This is a genomic window from Bacteroidota bacterium, assembly GCA_020161395.1.
Lineage (GTDB): Bacteria > Bacteroidota > Ignavibacteria > Ignavibacteriales > Ignavibacteriaceae > UTCHB3.
In genome coordinates this window covers 616,938-642,693 of the sequence record JAIUOE010000001.1, presented here as the reverse complement: position 1 = coordinate 642,693, position 25,756 = coordinate 616,938, and the positions used below count along the sequence as shown (strand labels likewise).

Sequence of the window (25,756 nt, the reverse complement as noted above, 5' to 3'; positions counted from 1 at the left end):
TTTATTCAAGGCTGTCTCTTAAAGGGGCAGTCTTTTTAATAAATCGGTTCACCTTAAAAATTGGTGGCACACAGTCTGGCAATAAGTTTAAAAATCGAAAAAAATGCTCTCTCTTGAGCCCCATCTCTCTTCAAACCCCATAAATCCCTGACTTCAATTTCCCCCAATTTTGTTATATTTGAAGATGCTTTACAAAAATTTCCACGACTCCACTCCGATTTGAGAGCCCGGCGGCTCGGCCACTTCCTTTTATAAACCGTTTTTATCCCTTTTTAGCAATTTAACTTCGAACAATGACAAGTATATCAAAACAGATAAACAGCAGAAAAACTTTCGCAATTATCAGCCATCCCGATGCGGGAAAGACGACTTTAACCGAGAAGCTCCTCCTTTTTGGTGGTGCAATTCAGGTTGCAGGAGCGGTAAAATCAAACAAAATTAAGAAAACCGCCACCTCCGACTTTCTCGAGATAGAGAAACAGCGTGGTATCTCTGTAACCACATCGGTGATGAACTTCAGTTACAAAGGGGAGAAAATCAATCTTCTTGACACCCCGGGTCACAAGGATTTTGCCGAGGATACCTACAGAACCCTGACAGCGGTCGACAGCGTAATTCTTGTTATCGATTGCGTTAAAGGTGTTGAGGAGCAGACGGAAAAACTGATGAAGGTCTGCCGGATGAGGGAGACCCCTGTGATTGTTTTTATAAACAAACTTGACCGGGAGGGTCGCGACCCCGTTGAACTGCTGGATGAAATAGAGGCAAAACTTGATATCAGGGTAAGACCCCTTAGCTGGCCTCTCGGTATGGGAAAAGAGTTCAAGGGAGTTTACAATATTTTCGAAAATACATTCAACTTCTTCAGTCCGAGTAAACAAACAGTCGAAAAGGATGTGGAGACTTTCGCAGGTCCCCGCGACCCCGAGTTTGTAAAACTTTTCGGAAAAGACGCTGAAAAACTTGATCATGAACTTGACCTTATCAACGGCGTTTACGGTGATTTTGTTGAAGAGGAGTATCTGAACGGTTCGCTTGCCCCAGTCTTTTTTGGGAGCGCACTCAATAATTTCGGCGTCAGGGAACTGCTCGATATTTTTATTAAAATTGCACCCAACCCAAGACACCGCGATTCCACAAAAGGAAGAATTGAACCCGGAAGTGACATTTTCTCAGGTTTTGTTTTCAAAATTCACGCGAATCTTGACCCGAAACACCGTGACAGAATCGCTTTCCTCAGGGTTTGTTCGGGTAAATTTGAGAGAAACAAGTTTTATCACCATGTCCGTCTCGACAGAAATATCAGATTTGCTAATCCTGCAACCTTTATGGCACAGGATAAAAATCTGATCGAGGAAGCATTTCCCGGTGATGTAATCGGCTTGTATGATTCCGGCATTTTCAAGATCGGTGATACCCTTACCGAAGGGGAGAAGTTCATGTTCAAGGGAATTCCCTCTTTCTCCCCCGAAATATTCAAGGAACTGGTGCTCAACGATCCGCTTAAATCGAAACAACTGGAGAAGGGAATTCTGCAGTTGACCGATGAAGGTCTGGCACAGGTTTTTCTGCAAACCTCGACAAACAGAAAAGTAGTCGGCACTGTCGGTGAACTGCAGTTTGATGTTATCCAGTATCGCCTGATCAACGAGTATGGTGCGGACTGCCGTTTCAGACCGCTGAACTACGACAGAGCCTGCTGGGTCAAATACGACTCCATCGACGACATTTCAGAATTGCTGAGACTTCGCTCCCACAATCTTTTCCACGACAAACATAAAAACCTCACCTTTTTGGCTGAATCAGTCTACCAGCTTGAACTTGCCAAAGAGAAAAACCCGAAAGCACAGTTTCTCTTCAGCGTGGAACACAACCCTGAGACAGTGGAAATGGAAAAGATTGCTTAAGTAATCCCTCTGATTTTCCCTCGAGAGGCTCCCGATTTGTTGTATTGAGAGCCTCGAATATTTCAACCCCGTTTTAACACATTTCCGTACCTCGATATTTCCTATATTTGGACACAATTTTAGATTAATTGTAAGATTCCTTTAATATTTGGATCACTATATCTGAAACAGTTATGACAACCGAACTTTGGGCGCGACTCCAGTTTGCTTTTACAATCTCATTTCACTACATCTATCCACCACTTAGTATAGGTCTTGGACTTATCCTTGTGATCATGGAGGGTCTGTATCTGAAAACGGGGAACAAGATGTATGAGATAATGACAAAATTCTGGGTGAAGATATTCGCACTGACTTTTGCAATGGGGGTTGCCACCGGAATTGTTATGGAATTCGAGTTTGGCACCAACTGGTCAACCTACTCCCGGTTTGTAGGTGATATCTTTGGAAGCGCCCTCGCAGCAGAAGGGATATTTGCCTTTTTTCTCGAGTCAGGTTTTTTGGCGATACTTCTTTTTGGCTGGAACAAAGTGAGTCCACGGGTTCATTTCTTTTCAACCTGTATGGTTTCTCTCGGATCAATGCTCAGCGCTGTATGGATAGTTGTCGCAAACTCATGGCAGCAGACCCCCGCCGGATATCACATCGTTGAGAACGGAGGTGTTGCAAGAGCGGAGATAACCGATTTCTGGGCAATGGTTTTTAATCCATCAAGCGTCGACCGCCTTTCCCATACACTCGGCGGATCATTTCTCGCCGGAGCTTTTCTTGTAGTTTCGGTGAGCGCATACTACCTGCTAAAAAAGCGACATGAAGACATTGCAAAAGCAGGAATGAAAATTGCACTCGGAGTTGCATTTTTTGGTGTATTCTTTCAGCTTTTTACAGGTCATTCGAGCGCTTCGGGAGTCGCAAAAAACCAACCGGCGAAACTGGCAGCATTCGAAGCTCATTATGACTCCCTCGCTCCGGGCGACCTTTACATGTTCGGCTGGGTTAACGAAAAAGATAAAACTGTCACGGGTATCGCTATTCCCGGAATGTTAAGTTTTTTGATCCATGGAGATACCAAAACCCCGATCAGGGGGCTCGACAGTTTCCCAAAGGGTGAAACTCCCCCTGTGCAGATGACTTTTCAGACCTACCATACCATGGTGGCTATCGGGTTTACACTGATTGGTCTTGTCCTGATTTCCCTTTTCCTTCTTTGGCGGGGGAAACTTTTCACTTCAGCTCTCTGGCTTAAAGTCCTCGTCGTTTCGGTTCTTTTGCCACAGATTGCCAATCAGCTTGGCTGGTATACCGCCGAAATCGGACGGCAACCATGGATTGTTTACGGTCTGCTCAAAACTTCAGACGGTCTGTCGAAAGTTGTCACATCGGAGCACATTATTTTTTCACTGGTGCTTTTTACCCTGATCTATGCGGGACTTTTTGTGGTCTTCCTTTATCTGTTGGACAAGAAGATAAAACACGGTCCCGATGATCATGTAGTGGAACTTGATTTCAGCGAAAAACCAAGGTTGATGGAGTAGCGATGGAATTTACTTTAGACATAAACACGATATGGTTCATCCTGATCGGCGTACTGCTGTCCGGTTACGGTATTCTCGATGGCTTCGACCTTGGTGTCGGGTCTCTTCATCTCCTTACCAAATCGGACCTTGACCGGAGAATTCTACTTAACTCCATCGGACCTGTCTGGGACGGTAACGAAGTGTGGCTTGTAACGGGAGGCGGTGCCCTCTTTGCAGCATTTCCTGATGTATATGCCACTGCTTTTTCCGGGTTCTACATCCCTTTTATGCTGTTGCTTTTTGTGCTGATTTTTCGGGCGGTCTCGATAGAAGTGAGGAGTAAAAGCGAGGGGAAAAGATGGCGGGCAGGCTGGGACAGGGCTTTTTCGATCTCAAGTATGGTTATTTCCCTCCTCATCGGTATAACAATCGGTAATGTAATTCTCGGTTTACCAATAGGGAAAGACAAGGAGCTCTACAGCAGTGTGATTGACATGTTGAATCCATATGCTCTGCTTGTCGGACTGACAACCCTCGCCGCCTTCATGATGCACGGTTCAATCTACCTCGCAATGAAAACAGACGGGGAACTCCAAAAACAGGTTCGCGGGTGGATAAACAACACGATTATCTTCTTTGTGATCACCTATGTAACCGCAACGATGGCAACCCTTATCTACATCCCTCACATGGTTGAGCCTTTCAGACAGCACCCGGCATTTTTTGCTCTTGCAATTCTGAATATGCTTGCAATAGCAAACATCCCTCGCGAGATAAACCGGGGTAAGGATTTCTTTGCCTTCCTCTCTTCATCGGCAGCAATTCTAAGCCTTATGGCACTTTTTGCGGTCGGGCTTTTCCCCAACTTTCTAATCTCTTCAATTTCACCCGAATATAATCTGACGATATACAATGCTGCATCCTCCGAAAAAACACTGGAAACAATGCTAACCATGGCAATCATCGGAATTCCATTTGTCCTCGCCTATACAATCAGTATTTACTGGGTTTTCCGGGGAAAAGTGAAACTTGATCATATGAGTTATTGATCGTCATTCGTGAGTCGTAAAATTCAGCTCTGACGAAAACCATAACCGCTTCGACAGTATTTCTTATACACAACCAGCTTGGCAATGTTCAATATTAGATTTGTAATTATTTGATTGCAAATTAAATGAATTTTTCATAGTTTAAATTGTAATTCTGAAAAATCCTTTGCAGGTTGTTCAGGGCATTGTGGCAGGCGGTACATCACAGCAATAAAACCCCCGGAAGTTATAAATATGAATAACATAAAGAATGTTATCATGCCTCTGACAGGAATGACATGCACGAACTGTGTGTCAGGCATTGAGATGAGCCTTGGGAAGCTAAAAGGTATTCTCGAAGCCCGCGTCGATTATGCAAATGAAAACCTTCATGTCTCCTTCGATCACGGACTTCTTGCCGAAAACGATATAATCGCATTCATCAAGCGTATTGGCTATGGAGTTTCCACCGCTAAAGTGGAGGTGGTGATCACGGGGATGACTGACGAAACTGATGCACAAAATCTCTCCGGACTGATTAAATCTCACGAAGGAGTGGTAGCCGCAAATATCAGCTACTCTTCCGAAACAGCAATTCTCGAATACTTCCCCGGAATGACAAATCTTTCCGAACTCCTCTCTCTGATTCGCAAGGCAGGATTTGACCTCGTAAAAACTGATGGTTCTGAAGAATTTAAGGATGTTGAATCTGAAATCCGAGCTTCGGAACTAAAAAGACAAAGGCGATTGATGATAACAGGTCTGATTTTTACCATTCCACTCATCATCTACAGCATGCTTCGCGATTTTAAGGTGGTCGGTTTTGAATATGATCTTTATGCAATGCTCGCTGTTGCAACAATTGTGCAGTTTTATGTCGGTGGCAGGTTCTATTCCGGGGCATACCACAGTCTCCGGCTTGGAAGAGCCAACATGGATGTGCTCATTGTTCTTGGCTCTTCGGTGGCATATCTCTCGAGTCTTCTGGTTGTACTCGGTATCATAAATAGCCCGAATGTATATTTTGAGACGGGAGCGACAATAATTGCGTTCATCAGACTCGGGAAATATCTCGAAACAAAAGCCAAAGGCAGAACCACTGATGCATTAAGAGTCCTGTTTGGTTTACAGGCAAAAACTGCAACTGTTATTCGGAACGGCACAGAGATGACCGTTGATGTGAATGATGTGGTTTTTGGGGATGTGGTGCTTCTTAAACCGGGTGAAAGGGCACCCGTTGACGGGGTGGTGTGTGAAGGCAAGTCGGCGTTTGAAGAGTCGATGATAACGGGAGAGTCGATGCCGGTAAGCAAGGGTCCCGGTGATAAAGTGTTTAGCGGCACCATAAACCGTGAAGGGTTAATAAAGTTTGAGGCTGTAAATGTGGGTAAAAACACCACCCTCGCACATATAATCCGGCTTGTAAAAGAGGCGCAGGGAAGCAAGGCACCAATTCAGAAATTAACGGATGAAATCGGCAAATATTTTGTACCGCTAATAATTGCCCTCGCATTTTTCACTTTCACAGGATGGATTTATGTAGCTCAACTCGATTGGGCAGGGGCGATGATAAATGCGATAGCAGTTCTTGTGATCGCATGCCCGTGTGCAATTGGTCTGGCAACCCCGACAGCAATCATGGTCGGTACCTCAAAAGGGGCGGAAAACGGAATTCTCTTCAAGAACAGCGAAATTCTCGAGAAAGCAAGTAGAATCAATATTGTGGTGCTCGACAAAACAGGCACCATCACAACAGGCGAACTACAGGTAAAGGATATTATTCCCCTGAACGGATACACAAAAAACGAGGTTCTTCATCTTGCTGCCTGTGCGGAGAAGGGTTCGGAACACCCCATAGGCAGAGCGATTGTGAGAGCCGCTGAGGAAAGAAGTCTTAATCCTTTGCGACCTTCAAAGTTCAGGGCGTTCGCCGGCTTTGGTGTAAGAGCACTGGTTGGCGACAAGACCATTTCGATCGGCAACTCCCGTATGATGAAGAATGACGGCTTGGATCTCCGGCAACTCGAAAAGGAGATTCTGCCTCTCGAGGAAGATGGAAAAACGGTGATGACCGTTACCATCTCCGATCCGGTAAACAACCTCCCTCTTCAAGTGATTGGCATTATTGCGGTAGCTGATACTGTAAAAGCAGGTTCAGCGGAAGCCATTGCCGAACTTCAGCAGCTTGGCATTGAAGTGGTGATGATAACAGGCGACAACAAATCGACAGCCAATTCAATAGCGAAACAGGTTGGTATCTCAAGAGTAATAGCTGAGGTGCCACCGGGCGGTAAAGTTGATGCAATTAAAGAAATGCAGAATGCCCGGTCTCTCGGGAATTACTCTTCTCCCGTTGTCGCAATGGTTGGAGACGGAATTAATGATGCCCCTGCTCTTGCTCAGGCAGATGTTGGGATAGCAATTGGGACAGGCACGGATATCGCCATTGCTGCAGCCGGAATCACTCTGATAAGCGGCGACCTTACCGGCATCGGCAAGGCAATTTCCCTCTCCCGCGGCACTTCCGAAACCATTGTTCAAAACCTCATCTGGGCTCTTTTTTATAACATTGCCCTGATTCCGGTTGCGGGATTCGGACTCCTCAGCCCGATGTTTGCCGCCGGTGCAATGGCATTCAGTTCCATATTTGTTGTTTCAAACAGCCTCCGGTTAAAGGGGTATAAAGTGAGAACTTTCGAACCTCCAAAATCGATCGCCAGGCAATCGATTGAGCTGATACCAAGACTTGCGCTCCCGACCATTTCTCTCGCGGTTCTTATTACTCTTCCGATGCTCGCCATGTCGAAGAGCGAAATGGAGATAAAAAATGTAATCGAGACGGGTATGACACCACTTCTTATGATGGTGATGGCGATTTCGAACGGACTCATTGCAATTTCCTATGCCTCGATACCGGTCTTTCTTGTTATTTTTATTCGTAAAAGAAAAGATCTCCCGTTCAGTTGGATTCTTGTCCTCTTCGGATTGTTTATTCTTGCCTGCGGAACCACCCATGTAGTCCATATTATCGGATTGTGGTGGTCGGTCGACTGGTGGCAGGCATCGGTGGATGCAGCATGTGCCGTCATTTCTGTCTCAACAGCAATTATAGTCTGGCCCATTCTGCCTAAACTTCTGGCAATTCCGAGCCCCGAACAATTGAAACAATTGAACTCGGAGCTTCAGAGCGAAAAGGAAAAACTGATTTTTACTCAAACTGAACTCCAAAAAGCCTATAAAGAGGTGGAGCAAAGAGTAGCTGAAAGAACGGCTGAACTTCTTGTTGCAAACGAAAATCTTGTAAATGAAATAAGGGAAAGACTAAAAGCTGAAGCCGCTCTCCATGAAACTAACGAGTATCTCGAAAACCTCTTCAATTATGCTAATGCACCGATTATTGTTTGGGATCCGGCTCTTGCCATCACCCGGTTTAATCATGCATTCGAAAATCTCAGTGGATACTCCAAGGAGGAAGTTATTGGTAAAAAGCTCGATTTTCTCTTCCCTCCCGAGACAGCGGAAGACTCGCTGGAATTAATCAGAAAGACATCCGAGGGGGAAAGATGGGAATCGGTTGAAATCGAAATCCTCAGAAAAGATGGTGAAATCAGAACGGTTCTGTGGAACTCTGCCAATGTCCTCGATAAAAATGATATTGAAATTAGGGCTACCATTGCACAGGGAAATGATATAACTGAAAGAAAGTCTGCTGAAATAGCCTTAAGAGAGAGCGAGAAACAGTTCCGTACGATGATCGAGACAATTCCTGTGGCTATCCATCTTTCAACGGGAGTCGAACAATTTACAGAATACATTAACCCCGAATTCGTCAGGCTTTTCGGTTATACGGAAAAGGAGGTCGGTTCAGGAAACGACTGGTGGCCCCTCGCATATCCTGATGAGAACTATCGAAAGGCTATCTCTGAGGAATGGATGAGAATGGTCGACCATGCCATCGCCACACAAACAAAAATTCCTCCTTTCGAGTCTATAGTCACCTGTAAGGATGGCTCGAAACGAAACATATCCTGGACTTTTATTACACTCGGTGAAAAGAACTATTCATGCGGCGTCGATCTCACTGCAAGAATTCTGGCAGAAAACGAGATAAGGGAGCTGAACCAGCAGCTTGAGCACAGGGTGGAGGAAAGGACTTCACAGCTTGCAGCCACCAACAAGGAACTTGAATCTTTCAGCTACTCTGTGTCGCACGATTTAAGAGCACCATTGAGAAGTATCGACGGATTCAGTCAGGCTCTTCTCGAGGAATATTCTGACCATTTTGACGATCAGGGGCAGATGTACCTAAACCGGCTAAGATTTAATGCTCAAAGAATGGGTCAACTGATCGATGAAATGCTCAGTCTCTCCCGCTTAACCAGGGCGGAAATGAAATTGAAGCAGGTAAATCTTTCGGATATCGCTTCAGCAATCTGTCAGGAATTGAAAGAGAGGGAGCCGGAAAGAATTGTCGACATCTCGATCACTCCCGACATGGTCGACCAGGCAGACCCCACCCTGATGGAAGCCGTACTTCAAAATCTGCTGAACAACGCATGGAAATTCAGCTCTAAAAAAGAAAAAGCAACCATTGAATTCGGGCTGACTACAATAAACGGAAGAAAGACATACTTCGTGAAAGACAACGGCGCCGGCTTCAACATGGAATATATCGATAAACTTTTTACACCTTTCCAGCGCCTCCACAGAGCCGATGAATTCAGCGGTACAGGTGTGGGTCTCGCTACAGTTCAACGCATTATCCGGCGTCACAAAGGTGATGTATGGGCGGAGAGTAAAGTTGGAGAAGGTACTGTTTTTTATTTCACTCTAAACTCTGATAAGGAGCACTAAATGGCTATCAATAAAACAATTCTGCTGGTTGAAGATAATTCTGATGATGAATTGCTGACTATTCGAGCTCTGAAAAAGAATAACATAACTAACAAAATTGATGTGGCACGGGACGGGCAGGAAGCCGTCGACTACCTTTTCGAAAGAAAAGGCAACGATTCAGAATTGCCGGCTTTGATAATTCTGGACCTTAAACTTCCGAAAATCGACGGTTTGGAAGTGTTAAAAAGAATCAGAGAGAATCAAAAAACAAGATTTATCCCCGTGGTCATTCTTACATCGTCGAACGAGGAGGAGGATATTCTTGCCAGCTATGGACTTGGTGCCAACAGCTTTATAAGAAAACCTGTCGATTTTCTAAAATTTGTTGAAGTGGCAAGCAATATCGGGATATACTGGCTAATGCTCAACGAAGCTCCTCAAAAATCATTCAACAAATAATCATCCGGGAAAAGTATGAAAACCCCACTCCGTGTTTTAATTGTCGAGGATTCAGAAGACGACAGGGAACTGTTGCTCATGAAACTGAGGCAGGGCAACTATGAACCTCAATTCTCCCAGGTAGAGACCAAAGAGGACCTGCTGAACGCTTTCAAACAGCAGCGCTGGGATATTGTTCTTAGCGACTACTCAATGCCGATGTTTGATGGAATTTCTGCCCTCCGGACGGTCCGGGAACTTGACCCTGATATCCCTTTCATAATTATCTCCGGAAATATTGGTGAAGAAGTGGCTGTAATGGCTATGAAATCAGGAGCTCAGGATTACATAATGAAGGGGAACCTTCAAAGATTGATACCTGCAATTGAACGGGAATTAAAAGAGGCGGAACATCGCAGGCAAAAACGGGAGGCAATAGAAGCCAAAGAAACCAGCGAAAAAAGGTTTCGAAATGTTTTTGAGCACTCAGTCGATGCAATCGGGGTCTCAAAAGATGGTATTCACATAATGGTGAATCCTGCTTATGTGAAACTGTTCAGCTACGAAACAAGTGACGAGATAGCCGGCATCCCTGTCCAGGATTTGATTGCACCCGGGGAAAGGGGGAAAGTCCACGATTACATCGTAAAAAGGGCAAAGAGGGAAAATGTGCCTTCGGGTTATGAAACACTCGGTTTACGAAAAGACGGCACTTCTTTCGAGATGGATGTGCATGTCTCCACTTATGAGATGAATGGTGACATATTTACAATGGTTATCCTCAGGGACATCACCGAGAGCAAACGGGCTGCCCGAGAGATTCTGGAAGCAAAGAATAAAGCCGAAGCGCTCAACAGGATGAAATCGAACTTTCTTGCGAACATGAATCATGAACTTCGGACTCCCCTGAATGGTATTTTGGGCTATTCGGAGATTCTGATTTCCACCCTGGATGACCCGGATCTTGTAAGCATGTCGCAGGGAATCTATGACTCGGGCAAAAGACTGAGTGAAACTCTCAACTTCATCCTTGATCTTTCTGAAGCGGAAGCTGAAAACCTTGCAGTATTTGCCAAGGATGTAAATATTGTCGATCTGGTAAGGCACAGTCTGGATGACTTCATCCCTGAGATCGAGAAGAAAAATCTGAAACTGGATACAGTTGTTCACAATGAGCAGCTTTTCTCCCGTGTGGATGAACGGCTCCTAAACAGAATCCTTTATAACCTCGTTGATAATGCCATTAAATTTACCGAAAGGGGAAATGTAGGCATCGAGATTGGAAAGGAAGAGATTGAGGGTAAAGGATGGGTTTACCTGAAAGTAAAAGATTCCGGAATTGGAATAGAAAAATCCAATTTCGACCTGATTTGGGAAGAGTTCCGTCAGGTGAGCGAGGGGAAATCCCGTTATTATCAGGGAACGGGACTCGGACTCACGATCACCAAAAGAACCGTTGAACTTATGGATGGTGTCATATCAGTCGAAAGTGAGGTGGGTGAAGGTTCTGTTTTCACTGTCAAATTCCCGGAAACACCACCGGATGCAGACAGGGAAGAAGAAATTGCCCCCGGCGTAACAACTGAAACACCCAATCGAGTGTTTTCGGGAAAACAGGGGCAGAGACCTGTTGCACTTTATGTGGAAGATGACCCGATAAATCTCGATGTAATGGGACTGTTCCTTCGGAAAATTTGTGATGTGGAAATGGCTGAAACCGGTGAAAAAGCCATCGAAATGATCAAATCGAAAAAATATGACATTTTTCTTCTGGACATAAATCTTGGAACCGGCATGAACGGCATGGATGTGGTGAAAGAGATCAAAAAACTGCCCGAATACCAGGGCGTCCCTGTCGTTGCAGTTACCGCATATGCCATGGGGAATGACAAAGCCGATTTTCTTCGGGGAGGCTGTACCCATTACCTTTCAAAACCGTACCGGAAAGCTGAAGTTGTGGAAATAGTGGAGAATGCTCTGAAGTAGGAAGCTTTTGATTTTTCTTTAAGTCACTAAAAGCGCCGGCGGGATTCTTTTCCCGCGTAGGGAAATTAAATATTCGAATATATCTTCGGTTTAGTTTGTAAGTTTATGAAATTCTAACTAAGTTTGCGAACCGTTTAATCAATTCAGTTTGCTGACTACAATGATCATTATATTTACTGTTCTCGCTATTCTCACCATAATCGTTACACCTCTCCTTTTTATGCTCCTTTCGAAAAGAAAAGAACGAACCCTGAAGCGTCATTCCGCCGAATCAACCGAAAATCTTCAGGAAGATACACTTTTGAAAGTCGATGATCCCGGGGCCACCGGGCAGGAGACAACAGAAACCTTTGAACTCTTCAACCCCGACGATCGGAGAGAACCCGAAGACAGAAACCCAAAAAAGCATTTTAAATGACCCTCGAACAAACAAGAGACCGGTGCCTTTCAAAGCCGGGAGTGGAAGAAAGCCTTCCTTTCGATGCGGATTCACCCGTCTATAAAGTGATGGGGAAGATTTTCGCCATAATCTCCCTCTCGCCTCCGGAAGGAATTAACCTGAAATGTGATCCTGAGAGAGCGGTGGAGTTGCGGGAAGAGTACGAAGGCATCTCTCCCGGGTACCACATGAACAAGGTGCACTGGAACACCGTCTCATTCGATGGCACGGTTCCGCTCAGTCTCATCTTCGAACTGATCGATCACTCTTACGATTTAATCGTCGCCTCACTTCCAAAAAAGCTAAAGGAGGAATTGAAACGCCTTGAGACGGACATGTGAATCAGTATAGTATTGTTCATTATTTATAAAATCCCCCAAACTTAACTGAACTGTCCGTATTTTCCCTTTTAATTATTAATATTTTTCCAAAAATGCAATCTGCAGGATAGAGGACTAAAAAATGGATTTCGAAAAGGCACTGGAACTTTCATACGAGAAGAGAACTGAATATGTTGAACTGCTGAGAAGCACATTCAAAAGTAAAGGGAAAAAGAGCAAGGGTGGCGACACTTCCGTCCCGGAGAAACTTGCAAAACTGCAACAGGAACTGAAGGCAATCGAGAAACCCCTTCTGAGTGAGTTCCTGGAAGAGGAATTTGACACTCTCATCGTTCCCGTTCAGGCGCTAAGGTCGAACATGTACAACCTCCTGATGGAATATTATTTCAATTTGGACGAGAAACCCGCTGATTTGCTCAAGGAGTTCAGTGAGTTTTTTCTGGTCACCCTAAGCACAATGCAGGCATACAGAAAAGAGGAACTCATTCCTTTCCTCGACCGGCACGGATTCACATTTAAAAAGTTTACTTCGGAACTTGAAAGCAGCGATCTTTACAATCTTCTGGTTCCCCTGTCACCCGTTCTGGAGTTGCCCGCTGACGAGTTTAAAAAAGTGAAAATGACAGAAAAACAGGAGCAGGCACTTCTGGCAAAACATGCTGCAAAGCATAACGAATTGCTTACTCTCCTTGAAGAAACCGAAGGCAACCCAACCCCCGTAAGCACCGCGCAAGCGGAAATATTGTTTAGCGAACTCAAGGAAATCGAAAAAGAAAATCCGGAACTTATCCTGAATGCTCTCATTGAGGTTCTGTACGATCCGATAAGTGAATATGAAACTGCATTAACGGATATCCTGCTTTTCCGGGAAAAATTTGATCCGGCGGATAATAAGGTGCTGTTCAGCGAGCAGATGCAAGCCCTGGTGGAAACCATCAATGAATTTATTGCAACAATGGACAGTTATATCGTGCCCTTCTGCGATCGCAACAACATCAATGCCGACTGGGTAGTCGAAGAATTTATCGAAGAAATAGACCTCTTCGAAGATTATGAAGATGAAGAAGAAGAATAGTTTTACCTGATCAGTATCATCTTTTTTGTAATCGCACTGTTTGAACCCGAAGTCATCCGGTAAAAATAGACACCCGATGAAAGTCCGTATTTCGCAGCATCAATTGAGATGGAGTGGTTGCCCGCAGCCTTGAATTCATTCAGAAGTGTGGCAACCTCTCTCCCTTGGATGTTGTATAATTTCATGCAAACGACACCTCCCTCGGGGAGTGAATAATTCACCACTGTTGAAGGATTGAACGGATTCGGGTAGTTTTGTGAAAGAGAGAATGATTGGGGGAGTTCCTCCTCCGGTTTTTCATTTATAAAAACTCCACCCGTAGTCGTTTTTAGGATCGTTCCCCCGAGACCCGCGATCCAGCCGGTAAGAGAATCGACAAAATATACCGAGTTTAATGGAGCATTTGTCCCGCTGTTCTGTTTCACCCAGTTGACACCATTATTTGTGGTTTGAAGAGACTGCCACCTCTTCCCACCACCCAACCTGTCTGATCATTAAGAAAGAAGAGTGAAGAAAAAGATTCCAGTCCTGGTGAGGAGCTGGGATTCCATTTTATCCCCCCGTCAGTTGTCTTGTAGAAACCATAAAACCATCCGACTGCCCATCCGGTTCCGTTGGAACTCATGTGAATATCAAAAAAAAGATGGATGGTGCCGGTGTTCACTGCGGTCCAGGACTCCCCTCCATCGGTGGTTTTGATGATTGTTCCGTTGTCTCCGGCAAGCCAGCCGTTCAGGGCATCTGAAAACCGGACTGAGAAAATGTCACTGACTGTACCGGTTGCTTTCGTGATCCAGTCGGTTCCACCGTTTGTGGTCTTCATTACCGTACCCTTTGTTCCTGCAACCCAGCCGGTATCACGGTTGACAAATTGTATGCTCAATAAAGAATCGGTTTTCGCGACACTTTGTTCAAACCAGGATGTCCCCCCATCCGTTGTCTTGATAATGATTGCTCCCTCCCCTGTAGCCCAGCCTGTTTGTGCATCAACGAAGTCAACGGCGAAAAGATTATACGAAGTGCGGCTGGCAACTGCGTTCCATAATTTACCACCGTCGGATGTTTTTAGTATTCTGCCGTGATGTCCGACAGCCCAGGCGGTTTGAGCATCGATGGCTGTCAGTGAGATGAGCCAGTCGGTAAAGCCGCTTCTCTTTGATACCCAGTTTTTACCGCCATTTACCGATTTTGCAAAAGTACCCTCCCACCCAATACTGTAGAGTTTGTTTGAGTCAAGCCATTTTACAGAAGTCAGAACCATCGTGTTTGTACTGTATCTTTTGGTCCAGGTTACTCCACCATTCGTGGTCTTGCAGGTGATTCCACCAATCCCGACAGCCATACCATTCAAGGAATCAAAAAAATCAACCGAATATAACGGCATTTCATGCTCTCTCTGCTGCTCTGTCCAGGTCAAACCACCATCCGTGGTACAGGCAATAACTCCTTCATAGCCGGCACCCCACCCCCTGAGGGTATCAACAAAACTAATCGCGCTTAAATAAATATACTGCCCGAGTGAACATTGTGTCCAGATTGCTCCACCGTCAACAGTTTTAAGGACAAAAGACATGGAACCGGCTATCCACCCCGTTTTGGAATTTACAAATCTGATGCAACTGAAAGAGTTTGTTACACCGCTGTTTAATGCCACCCAGTCGATGCCGCCATTTGTGGTTTTTAGAATTGTACCGGAAGACCCGACGACATACCCCGTTTGCGAATCGGTGAACCAGACTGAACTCAGTTTCACTTCCGTTCCGCTGTTAACGGAGTCCCAGTTTCTGCCGCCGTTTGTAGTATAAAGAAGTGTCCCCTTATCACCTGAAATCCATCCATGTTTGGAGTCGGTGAAAAAAACCGAATAGAGGGAGAGACTTTTCCCGCTTTGTTGTTGTACCCAGGTTTCACCACCGTCGGTTGTTCTGACAACAGCTCCCGAATATCCCACAGCCCAACCCTGCAAAGAATCAATAAAATAAACATCATTAAGATGACTCCCGACCGGAGCAGGATTCTGCCATAACCACTGGGCATTTAAAATGTTTATTGAAATCAAAACCAGGAACAATGTTTTTCGTGCTGACATGCCGGTACCGTGTAATTTGTATATAATTTGAGACGATTATGTCTGACAACCGAAATAATTCAGTAAACTTACTAATTATTCTTTTGGTAATATAAATTATAAACAGTCAGGTTGAAATATAAATATTTTTTTTGTATTGCAAGAGGAAGGATGAATTTTTGAGGGATGATGGCCGAAGGATGAAAATTCCTTCCGTGGAATCTGTGCTTAATCAGTGAAATCTGTGGAACCATTAAACCCCTCTGCGTTAATCCGTCGAATCTGCGTGTATCTGCGTCCTCCTTCAAACATCAAACCTCTGACTTCAAACATCACATTCATCTCTCATCCTTCAGAAATTCAGCCCTCAAACATTCATCCTTAATAAATTTTCTTCAGTTTCCGGAAAAGTGTAAATTTTCACACTCTATCATAGCAGAAGGGGAATTGTAATAAAAGAAAAGCAGGTCACTGAAAAATGACTTTTTTATTTCACAACTTATCCCGATATTTGCATCGTAAATTAAGAAAGGTTCTCAAATGAAAAATCTGACAATCACAAGGGCTTCTGTTACACTACTCTCCTCTTCTACTCTAAAAACTCTCTACTCCATAAAAGTGTAAATTCATTCCGGGTCTGACCGGGAGTTTACCATTCCGCTTGACAGCATGTCGAGGCATGTGAATGGCTGATTCTCTTCTGTCTCTCACCGGTCTTGTGAATTGATCCTTCTCCACCTGTCCGGCTTCACTACCGGCTCCTGAAGAAGAAGCACCCTGAATTCTCTTCCTGTGCTGCGGGTGAATTACGACTTTTTTACCACTTAATAAAAGGCAAGTAGAAATGCTTAACTGGTTCGAAAACAGCTTCATCGGGAATACAATCTTTTACGGATTTGCGATACTTTGCGTCCTTTACCTTTTTGATCTGATCGATCCGTTTTATCTGATTTTCTATATCTTCTCTGTCGCAGCAAGTTTCTGGGTGGTGGTAATTTTAGTTATCTGGTTTCTGAAGAGTTTATTCAGATAAAAGCTGTTTTTAAGCAAAAATCGCAGTTTTTATTGAAGTGACGGTGTAAGGGCAGGTTAATTCGACCTCCCCGGTGATGGAGTAAAAGTTTTTATCAACAAATTGGAGACAGTACAGTGAGCAATTTGATAATAAGCGTTACCACATTTAAAAGCAACGGAAAGACCGGCCTTATAAACAGCAAAGGGGAAATTATCGCCGAGAGTATCTATGATGCAATCGGGCCCTTCCAGGGTGCCTTTGCACGCGTCAGACTGGGGGAAAAATTTGGTTTAATAAATAAACAGGGTAAACTGATAACAAAAAAATACTACAACAGGATAGATGCAAGGTTTTGGGGAAGTGAAAGCCAAATAATATATATAGTACACTGTGGGACAAAAAAGGGGTTTTATCTCGACGGTTGTGAGGAGTTTTCAGGGCTCCTCTATAACTCCATCGGGGGTTTGTATAACGACCGTGCACTTGTCTCCGTTCGCGGTCTTTACGGCTACATTAACGGGAAGGGGGAGGTGGTCATCCCTCCCCTCTTTTCTTTTGGGACTGATTTTGAACAAAATATTGCTACTGTTGCAACAGATAACAAGGTACAATATATTGACCTTAACGGGAATGAAGTAACAATACCCGATGCAAGATTCTTATGGAGGAATCTTAAGCAACAAACCCTCGTTCACTATATCAGTCGGAACCACTTTAAAATATACGAAATCAGCAACCCGAGGAATCTTTGCCGGACTGACTTCGCATCTGAATCAGCCTGGCAGTTGTACAGCGAGCTGACCCCGCACACCCTCAGTCTGGGCACCATCGATGGATACATTTTCCTCTTTGATAAAAACAGAAGGCTAGTATCCCCCTTTTACACCAGACAGATTTTGATGATCACCCACGATCGCTTTATTGTTTCAGAAGGCTGTCTTGTTAGAGACCAATACTACTCTCTTTATACCGTGGAGGGTCAAAAGCTGCTACCGGCTGTTTTTAAGGAAATGATTCACTTAAAAGATGATATATATATAATCAGGATCGAAGAGGAATACGGGCTTGTTAAAGAAGACGGTAAATTTATCGGTGAGTGCAATTACAATTGTCCTCAGGATATCCCCGAAATCCTTGAGATTATTTGATTACGAAAGGTTTTAACATCATGCATACAAGTTATTTGATGCCACACCGGGTCGATGGTCTTTGGGGATTCAAAGACATCTACGGAAAACTCGTGATTGAGCCGGCTTGGGAGATGGCAGAGCCATTTACCGGCAGCTTTGCAAAGGTTTTTGACGGTAACTGTTTTGGTCTGATTGACACTTCGGGTGTCGTGATACTTGATCCGAAATACGATAAAATAGTTTTAAGGGATGATCTGTCGGGCTACGAATTCCATCTTAACGGAAAGATCGGATTTATTTCGTTCGACAGAAGGTTCTTCCTTATGCCGCAGTTCTCTTACCTTGGCCCTCTTGCCGAGGGATTTGTTCCTGCGGCGAAGGATGGCCTTTACGGATTTTTGAACGGAAGATTCGAAACAGCTCATACTTTCATGTACCGTCTCACAGAGCCCTTTCGTCACGGGATAGCCCGGGTGACGACAACAGACGGCAAAACCTTTTTGATTGACCGGAAGGGCAGACCTGTGGAAAACATCAGGTACATTTATCCCACACAGGAAGGATTCGGCAATTTCCTGTCAAGTCCCGAAATGCATAAACTGGAGTTTTCAGAGAAGCTCCCCAATGGTGTTTATGTTTATTCCCGTCGTTTTGAAGCCGGCTTTACTGCAATGACTTCCCGTCAGGAGTATATGATGGCAGCGTATTATGACAGTATCTCGTACCTCTCTCCTTCTTTTGTCAAAGTCGGTCTGATAATTGATTCCTCTGCCGGATTCCGGGATTCATACCACTATGGAGTCTTTGATTTGAAGGGAAACCAGATTCTGCCTCCTGTTTTTGAATGCGTGAAGTATCTCGACAGTAATTGCTTTCTTGTAAGGCTCCGGGGGAAGTGGGGCATCATAAACAACCGGCTCGAAGTGCTGCACGAACCTGTTTTGGAGAGAGTGCCAAAAACCACCGAATCGCTCGTTGAACTAACGAACACCTCAGGTTTCCTGATCAGCGACGGATATCTGGAAGACCCCGAAAACAGAGAGTCAACAAAAGATATTTCACAACAAGGTGCAAACTATTTTAACATCGATGGTATTGATGCATATATCGTCCAAAAGGACGACAATTACTGGTCCATGACTGCGAGAAAATCTGATCGTCGAAATATCTACTGGATTTGTTCAGACTCTGATGATAAAGATACTCCGCAAAAATATAACAGCTTTATTGACAGACCCGATTATACCAAAACCATTTCCCACGGTACTATACCCGTGGATGATCTCCTTGAAAATGATGAGAAGAATGATGAAAAGGAGCCGGTTCTGGATGGTAATTTCAACTACATTGACCCTGAATACAGAAAAAAAACGGGGGAATTTTCTTTGGACAGTTTGAACGACCCGGAAAATTGGATGCGATCCCTGACTTTACAGAATGAAGATGATGAACTTAACGACACATTTCCCGGCGGACAGTATGACTGGATAATCCAAAAGGGGGAAGATGCAAAGGAACCCTCTTCGCAGGACCATGCTGATTTTCTCAGCGACCTTTTAGCGGACGATGAGCCACTGGATTTTGGCTTCCCGGGTAATGATGACGATGATGATGACGACGATTACGATGCGAGTTTAAGTCCGGAAGAGGAGGCCGAATTCCTTAAATCACTCGAAAAATCAAACGCTGATCCCGAGGATAAGAAGGAAGAGATGCATCTTCATTTTTTCAACGGCGAAACACTCGTTTTGGAAAATGGAAGTAAACCGGTTTTCGTGCCAAACAAACCCGTGATGGTTTATTGGGGAGAGGGAGCGTATCTCCTTTCAGAGAATGGTCCGAATTTTGAGGCGAGTACCATTCTCAATGCCCGGTTCGAACCCCTTGACCCTGAAATTCACCCGTGCGTAAATGACAGGTGCAAAGTTGAGGGATACAGAAGGGTCGTCTGCAGAGGAAGATTCGGCTTCATCGATAAAAACGGTGATCTTGCAGTGGAGCCGGCATTCATCTCCCTCTCCCAGTTTATGAAAAAGAAAGCCCTGGGGATTACCGCCACTTCAACAATCATTATGAACACTGAGCTGGAATTCAAAGAACTGCTGCTTAGGCTCCTGAATTTTCACTCGTGGGACGGCACCATGGCTTCAGGCTGCATTTCCACTCCTGAAGGCGGGAAGTGGGGCGTATTTGATGAAAACGGCAACATCCTTATCCCTTTTGAATACGATTTTATCAGACACATCGGCGAAATGTCGTTTATTGTGAAAATTAATGGTAAATTCGGGGTGATAAATGCAAAAAGAGAAATGCTCGTCGAACCCGTATATACAGCTTATAAAATGACCGAAACATCCCTCATCGCCTTAAAGCATACCGGTGGCTGGTACCATCTTTTCAATGTCAGAACCCAAAGGCTTATCACCTCATATGAGGACCAGGGCGGTCAGAAGCCACTAAGACCAACCCGGGTATCTGACCTCGGGGACGGACTGCTCTATCTGGAGACGGTCACAACAACGGGGTACCTCGACCTTTCGTCACCCGTAAACACCAGGTTAATCACGGAATAGAAATATGAAAAAAACGGAATTCCACTCTCCCCCGTCAGCAGATTTCGAAGGGAAAACCCCACTCGAGACCATCGCTGCGATAACTGCCCGTCTCTTCCTTAAGGAGAGTCAACAGACACAGGAGATGATCATAAAAAGATTTGCACAAAGGAAAAATTATTCCGACATCGCTGCAGAGCACAACCTTACACCAGAGAGAATCAGGCAGATTTGTGATCAGTTCTCAAGAAGTATGAAATCGGCTACAAAAAATGAGCGCGACAGGTTATTTGTTTCAGTAATTGATTTTGAGAGTAACAACTTTCAAATTCTTGAGGACTCCTTTTTTGAGAACAACTGGTGCCCGAGTGAGTTTTTGTCGGGGTTGTTGTCTGATCTTTATAACGATTTGCCAACCCGTCATAATGTAAGCCGGAATTATTCGCGTTTTTCCAATCTTCCATATTTTCAATACAGGCAGAGATGCGAACGATTATTTGAGCATCGGTTCATGATTCCTGTAACTGAGGTAATTGACTGGATGGCAAAAATACCTTTGAGAGAAGAAGATATCTCAATCACCGGGTCTGAATTATCTGCCAGGCTCCACGGCATAAGGTTCCTCCTTCATTCGCCATATATATCGTCGAGAAAGGAAAAAGGGAAATTATTTCTCGTCCATTGGGCTGATTTTTCGGATCTGGCGGAAAAAATTATCAAACACTGCGACAGGGCATTAAGTTTGGATGAAATTCTCGAAATACTCAAACCTCATAATTTCAGAATCCCAAGTAATAAATCAGATGCCCTCTCCTCACTGCGTGCAAACCGGGAGATTCTTCAGTTAAGTGATGAAGTTTTTGGGATAGCCAGGCACGCCATTTACCCTCCCGAGGAATGGGATTCAATCAGAAAATTTGCGGAAGCAATTCTCGAAAGGGAAAAGAAAATTGTAGATTTAGCTCTTTTATATGAAGAAACCATAAAAGTCTTTGACAAACTCAGAACTAAAGAAGAGCTAGGTTTCATCCTTAGGAGGGCTCACAATATCCAAAATTCAGCCGGAAGATTGTTTGCGCACTCTTCAGTTGATATCTCAAAAATAAAAACGCTGCCACATTTGGTCTCTGAGATTCTTAAATCGCAAGGTGGGATAGCCAGTAAAGATCAAATTTATCAATATGTTTCTAATTATCGTTCCTATAGCAGTGAGGGATTTACTTCAAATCTGAAAAGTATCAAACTGATTCAATATTATGAAGGGAACTATTATGGTTTCAAGGCACCGGATAAAAAAAACAGGCAATTGTTAAGCCAGACCCCCGATTTTATCTGCAGCTACATGCTCGAAACGCTTCATCCAAAAACAGGCATTGACGACATCATAGCCGGATTTGCAGGATTTAACACTAAAAAAGTGGTGGAAACAATCCGCTCAGATGAAAGATTTCTGGTCACCCGGTTTCCCGGAAGCGAAGAGGAAGCCGTAATCTGCAAAAACTGGCCACGAAACAAAATAATTGTCTCTATTATCCGTTTCAGCAAAACGGGTATCGATCACCCGTCACTCTGCACCTGGCTCGTAAAACTCGATCAGAAGTATCACGACATTAATATGCCGAATCTGATGCAGCTTGGCATCAAATTCAGCCGCAACATCTACACATATCAGGAAGAAAACAGCACAAAATAACCGGCGGGAGTGGTTCCTGCCGGAATCAAACAAAACAGGAGGAAAATATGGGTTGTCTGTTAAGAGGATTCGTTCTTATTGCCGTGGGGATCTACCTCATGACCGTAATCGATCACGCCTTTTCAAGAAAAGGGATTGATATCGGCTTTCTCCCCGAATACACCGTCACTGTGTATCACTTTCCTGAGTATCCCGATATGGGGCAGGATTTTGTTACCGACAGGATCATCAGTTACGACAACACTCATGTAAGGTTCGAAACCTGGAATGGAGACACCACCTTCCGCTGCCGCTACGAAATCACAGACCTGAAAAAGTATAAAAACAGGAAAAGCTTTCTGGAGGAGTGAGGGGAAGGGAACAAGACTAAATAAAATAATACAGCAAGCTTTAACTAAAAGGCAACAGCGATGGGAACCGGCGTATCAAATTCATCAAACAAAACAGCAGAATCCTTTAACCGGATAGAAAATTTTTTCGAAAAAATATCAAATCTGCCTCACAGGGAAAGAGTGTTTTTTTCCGATATCCTTGAAGGGCTAAACTGGTTATTTTTCAATTATGAAAAAGACGGATATCACAAAGGTTATGACCCTCTCAATGTGGACATACTCTATCGGAAACTGGGCTCTCCGAAGACCCTGAAGGAATTTGCCGTAAATGCACGCGATTGGGCAACCGCCAAAAACGGGGACTGGGATGACATGTATGCAACCAGAATTCTGGATGACATGTATGAAAATGATGAAACGGAAAAAGAGCGGCTCTTCAGTCTCTTCACCGACACAGGTAAAAGCATCACCATAAGAGAAGATGCCCTGTTAACTTTGGTTGACGACTTCCGGAAAGATATCTTCCTCTACTTCCATGAACACCTGTCCGAATTTCTGCAGGAGAATAAGGCACACCGCAAATTCATCAATATTGTCATTGATAAGATTTTTGCTTATGACGACGAGTTGATCGATCAATTTGCAACATTTAAGGCGATCCATGACTACTCAATTCATGCCGAAAAACCGGTTGTAACCCATAACAGTGATTATAACAGACTGATCACACAAGGTGCTTTCTTAAACAAAGGGGAAACAAAATGAAAACCGAAAACCTCCACACACCGGACGACTCAAATCTCCTTGCCGTTACATTTGAGGAGCTCAGAGAATTTTTCTATTATATTGTTTCATTGCCCGAACCTGACAGACTCTTTTTTGCATCAATCATCCAGAGCAAAATCAGCGATTTGCTGATTAAGAGAGATTCAACCAAATTTCACCACTCTCCTTCGCTGATGACACAATTGTATCTGGAATCAGGCTCTCCTGAAAAGCTTACAGATTTTGCCACACAACTTCACAAACAAATTTTAGAGACAGGGCGACCTCATCTCAAAAATTACGATATGGAACAGATTGAAAAATTGCTTCCAAACTCCGGTTTCACTGAAGAGATACTGATAGAACGATTCATGGATGCAACTCTGTCCGAGCGTAAAAGAGCAGAATATCTGAAGAGACTTTGTGCCCACTTTCCCGAATCATTTGCAGAACTTGTTAATACACGGTTTGAAGAACTCCTGAATCAGAATGTTAGCGTAGCATTCGTGAACGAAATCATCAGAAATCTGGACAACCGCAGGATAAAACTCACCAACAAACTTGAAACATGGCGAAGTCTCAGAAGATACTCCAAACGGGTAAGGTACGCCATCAATACCCCCGACGATGATTACATCAGATGGCAAAAAAGCGGGGAACTGGACGGGTGAAAAAAAATTATTTTTTTCTTTGTCATTTGTACAATTATCAATAATTTAACAGAACAAAATAATACTTTAATGTTTTAAAGATAAGGCGATCGCGATGGGATATGGTTTGAATCATTGTACAGTATTGGACCTGCTCACGATGAGCAGAAATCCGGATAAAAAATGACCGTATTAGATTTCTTTTGTGGTGCAGGCGGCTTCTCTGAAGGTTTTCAACAAGCCGGTTTTAAGATTATTGGCGGGTTTGACAACTGGGAGCCGGCTGTCAATACCTACAACCACAACTTTCATCAAACATGCAAAAAAATAAACATTCTTGACTTGGGAACAGATGTTGCCAAAATTATTGCTTTACCCGATACAGATATTATAATTGGCAGCCCGCCTTGTGTAAGTTTTTCATCTTCGAATAAATCTGGTAAAGCCGATAAATCTTTGGGAATGCGGCTGACGGAAGCATTTCTGCGCATTATCTCTGTAAAAAAATTCCAATCAGGATCAATGCTTAAGTATTGGGTCATGGAAAATGTTCCTAACTCCATCAGGCATCTTCCTCCATATTATACTTTTGAACAACTGGATTTATCAGAATGGGCAATTGCCAATGAAATTGATCCAGAAACTATCGCGATCAATATTTTTGACAATCACAAAGTTGTTAATTCTGCAGAGTTTGGCTCACCTCAAATTAGAAAAAGAGCTATCGTAACTGAACGAGTAAGCGATGGCAAACCATTCTCTCCGGTACCTTCTCACTCGCAAATAATAAAAAACGGAAAATTACCGTTTCGAACCCTTGGTCAAGTAATTGATTCATTCCCTTCACCAAATATTAATATACACGACTCAATCTATAAGATTAAGGATCCGAATTTCAATGGTCTCGAACTTTGTTCTGATCAGTTAACAGACCACTTTTACGATACCGGACTAACAAGTGTTGAGTGGGAAACATCAAGGTTCCTTAAAACAAACCATCCGTATATGGGTAGAATGAGTTTCCCTGAAGATGAAAACAAGCCGTCAAGAACGGTAACTGCTACGCATATTGGAACATCCAGAGAATCTCTAATAATAAAAAGCAGAGATTATCATAACGGAGCTGCAATGTTTCGACTCCCTACAGTGAGAGAATCGGCTTCTCTAATGGGATTTCCGATTGATTTCCAGTTTTTAGGGGGTCTTACCGCGAAAATTCGACTTGTAGGAAATGCTGTCTGCCCATCGGTTAGCAGGGCCTATGCAAATCAAATAAATATCTTGGAGGGCCGGAAAGTAGAAAATCTACCTCTGCTAACTAGACGGGAAATTACTTGGGACACAGAATTAAAAGGTAAGAAAAGAGTTGACGAAATTAGAATTAGAAGAAAAAAACCAGGAGCTAGATTCCGTCGACATCCGGTTAAGGCAGGAGGAATAACAGTTTCTCTGTCAAATTATGACATAGGTGAAAATTCAAAATATATCGGGAAATGGTTTAGCTCAGTTCAATGTGGGACTGGATTGGGTTTCTTCTCAAAAAACATGCCCGACCATTTGCACAAGAGAATATTTGACTTGATTCTGAAGCAGGAAAATGGAAAAGCTATCATTTCTGAATTCAATAGAACCATTTTGATGCGTTTGGCTGATTCAGTGACTTTCCAAGAGATGTACGAGGCTCAAGAAGGGATAAACAGCTATTTAGAGCCAACCATGTTTATTTCTGGGTTGGAGAAATTAATCATCCGCTACTCTTCAAAGGAAGAATTGATTGATTGGGATAATGAGATATTTCAGCTCCCCAAATCAAGGATTCCGAGGCAGCAACTTTTTGCAATGTATATGATTAATGTTGTATCTACTCACCTTAATACAATAAAAAAAACAGTTTCATCTGAAGAACAAATTGAAACCGATTTAAGGGAAGACAAAGCGGAGATGACGAGGAAATATTATCAAAAAATGAAAATTATTTAGCAGA

19 protein-coding genes are annotated in these 25,756 nt (G+C 43.7%); 17 read left to right on the top strand and 2 right to left on the bottom strand.

The genetic code is table 11. The features are described from left to right. Positions 1–293: 293 nt before the first annotated feature. The 9 genes from LCH52_02475 (at position 294) to LCH52_02435 (ending at position 13,567) form a co-directional block, all read left to right on the top strand. The gene (locus tag LCH52_02475) at positions 294–1,907 is read left to right on the top strand and encodes a peptide chain release factor 3 (GenBank protein MCA0387342.1); all 1,614 of its coding nucleotides are present in this window, start codon (positions 294–296) and stop codon (positions 1,905–1,907) included. 173 nt (positions 1,908–2,080) lie between these two features. Further along, a complete protein-coding gene (locus tag LCH52_02470; GenBank protein ID MCA0387341.1) occupies positions 2,081–3,442 on the top strand; it encodes a cytochrome ubiquinol oxidase subunit I in 1,362 nt (453 codons plus the stop codon). A 2-nt stretch (positions 3,443–3,444) separates the two neighbouring features. Further along, positions 3,445–4,473, top strand: coding sequence for a cytochrome d ubiquinol oxidase subunit II (gene cydB / locus LCH52_02465; GenBank protein ID MCA0387340.1), 1,029 nt, complete (start codon positions 3,445–3,447; stop codon positions 4,471–4,473). A gap of 234 nt (positions 4,474–4,707) precedes the next feature. Beyond that, on the top strand, positions 4,708–9,306 hold the full coding sequence (locus LCH52_02460) for a heavy metal translocating P-type ATPase (GenBank protein MCA0387339.1): 4,599 nt from the start codon (positions 4,708–4,710) through the stop codon (positions 9,304–9,306). Further along, complete coding sequence (locus LCH52_02455; protein MCA0387338.1) at positions 9,307–9,747, top strand: response regulator; 441 nt, start codon at positions 9,307–9,309, stop codon at positions 9,745–9,747. Positions 9,748–9,762: 15 nt separating this feature from the next. After that, the gene (locus LCH52_02450; GenBank protein ID MCA0387337.1) at positions 9,763–11,712 is read left to right on the top strand and encodes a response regulator; all 1,950 of its coding nucleotides are present in this window, start codon (positions 9,763–9,765) and stop codon (positions 11,710–11,712) included. Positions 11,713–11,872: 160 nt separating this feature from the next. After that, a complete protein-coding gene (locus tag LCH52_02445; GenBank protein MCA0387336.1) occupies positions 11,873–12,130 on the top strand; it encodes a hypothetical protein in 258 nt (85 codons plus the stop codon). Then, positions 12,127–12,492, top strand: a complete 366-nt coding sequence (locus LCH52_02440) for an MmcQ/YjbR family DNA-binding protein (protein ID MCA0387335.1) — start codon at positions 12,127–12,129, stop codon at positions 12,490–12,492. Before LCH52_02445 ends, LCH52_02440 begins: the two co-directional genes overlap by 4 nt. A gap of 121 nt (positions 12,493–12,613) precedes the next feature. Beyond that, complete coding sequence (locus LCH52_02435) at positions 12,614–13,567, top strand: hypothetical protein (GenBank protein MCA0387334.1); 954 nt, start codon at positions 12,614–12,616, stop codon at positions 13,565–13,567. 2 nt (positions 13,568–13,569) lie between these two features. Here the strand turns inward: LCH52_02435 and LCH52_02430 are convergent, their stop codons facing one another. Next, positions 13,570–13,992 carry a T9SS type A sorting domain-containing protein gene (locus LCH52_02430; protein MCA0387333.1) on the bottom strand — a complete coding sequence of 141 codons (423 nt, stop codon included), beginning with the start codon at positions 13,990–13,992 and terminating at the stop codon, positions 13,570–13,572. After that, on the bottom strand, positions 13,989–15,656 hold the full coding sequence (locus LCH52_02425; GenBank protein MCA0387332.1) for a hypothetical protein: 1,668 nt from the start codon (positions 15,654–15,656) through the stop codon (positions 13,989–13,991). Before LCH52_02425 ends, LCH52_02430 begins: the two co-directional genes overlap by 4 nt. Positions 15,657–16,479: 823 nt before the next feature. Here LCH52_02425 and LCH52_02420 point away from each other — a divergent pair. From LCH52_02420 to LCH52_02385, 8 genes are all read left to right on the top strand, one after another. Further along, the gene (locus LCH52_02420; GenBank protein ID MCA0387331.1) at positions 16,480–16,668 is read left to right on the top strand and encodes a hypothetical protein; all 189 of its coding nucleotides are present in this window, start codon (positions 16,480–16,482) and stop codon (positions 16,666–16,668) included. A 116-nt stretch (positions 16,669–16,784) separates the two neighbouring features. Beyond that, positions 16,785–17,798 (top strand): WG repeat-containing protein, encoded by a 1,014-nt coding sequence (locus LCH52_02415; GenBank protein MCA0387330.1) that lies wholly within the window; start codon positions 16,785–16,787, stop codon positions 17,796–17,798. Positions 17,799–17,818: 20 nt separating this feature from the next. Next, positions 17,819–20,353: a WG repeat-containing protein gene (locus LCH52_02410; GenBank protein MCA0387329.1), complete on the top strand. Its 2,535-nt coding sequence runs from the start codon at positions 17,819–17,821 to the stop codon at positions 20,351–20,353. Positions 20,354–20,357: 4 nt separating this feature from the next. After that, the gene (locus LCH52_02405) at positions 20,358–22,025 is read left to right on the top strand and encodes a hypothetical protein (GenBank protein MCA0387328.1); all 1,668 of its coding nucleotides are present in this window, start codon (positions 20,358–20,360) and stop codon (positions 22,023–22,025) included. A 47-nt stretch (positions 22,026–22,072) separates the two neighbouring features. Beyond that, positions 22,073–22,375, top strand: coding sequence for a hypothetical protein (locus LCH52_02400; protein MCA0387327.1), 303 nt, complete (start codon positions 22,073–22,075; stop codon positions 22,373–22,375). Positions 22,376–22,435: 60 nt separating this feature from the next. Next, a complete protein-coding gene (locus tag LCH52_02395; protein ID MCA0387326.1) occupies positions 22,436–23,122 on the top strand; it encodes a hypothetical protein in 687 nt (228 codons plus the stop codon). Further along, positions 23,119–23,793, top strand: a complete 675-nt coding sequence (locus LCH52_02390) for a hypothetical protein (protein MCA0387325.1) — start codon at positions 23,119–23,121, stop codon at positions 23,791–23,793. The genes LCH52_02395 and LCH52_02390 overlap by 4 nt, the downstream gene beginning before the upstream one ends. Positions 23,794–23,955: 162 nt before the next feature. Beyond that, positions 23,956–25,752, top strand: coding sequence for a DNA cytosine methyltransferase (locus tag LCH52_02385; GenBank protein MCA0387324.1), 1,797 nt, complete (start codon positions 23,956–23,958; stop codon positions 25,750–25,752). The last annotated feature ends 4 nt before the right edge of the window (positions 25,753–25,756 follow it).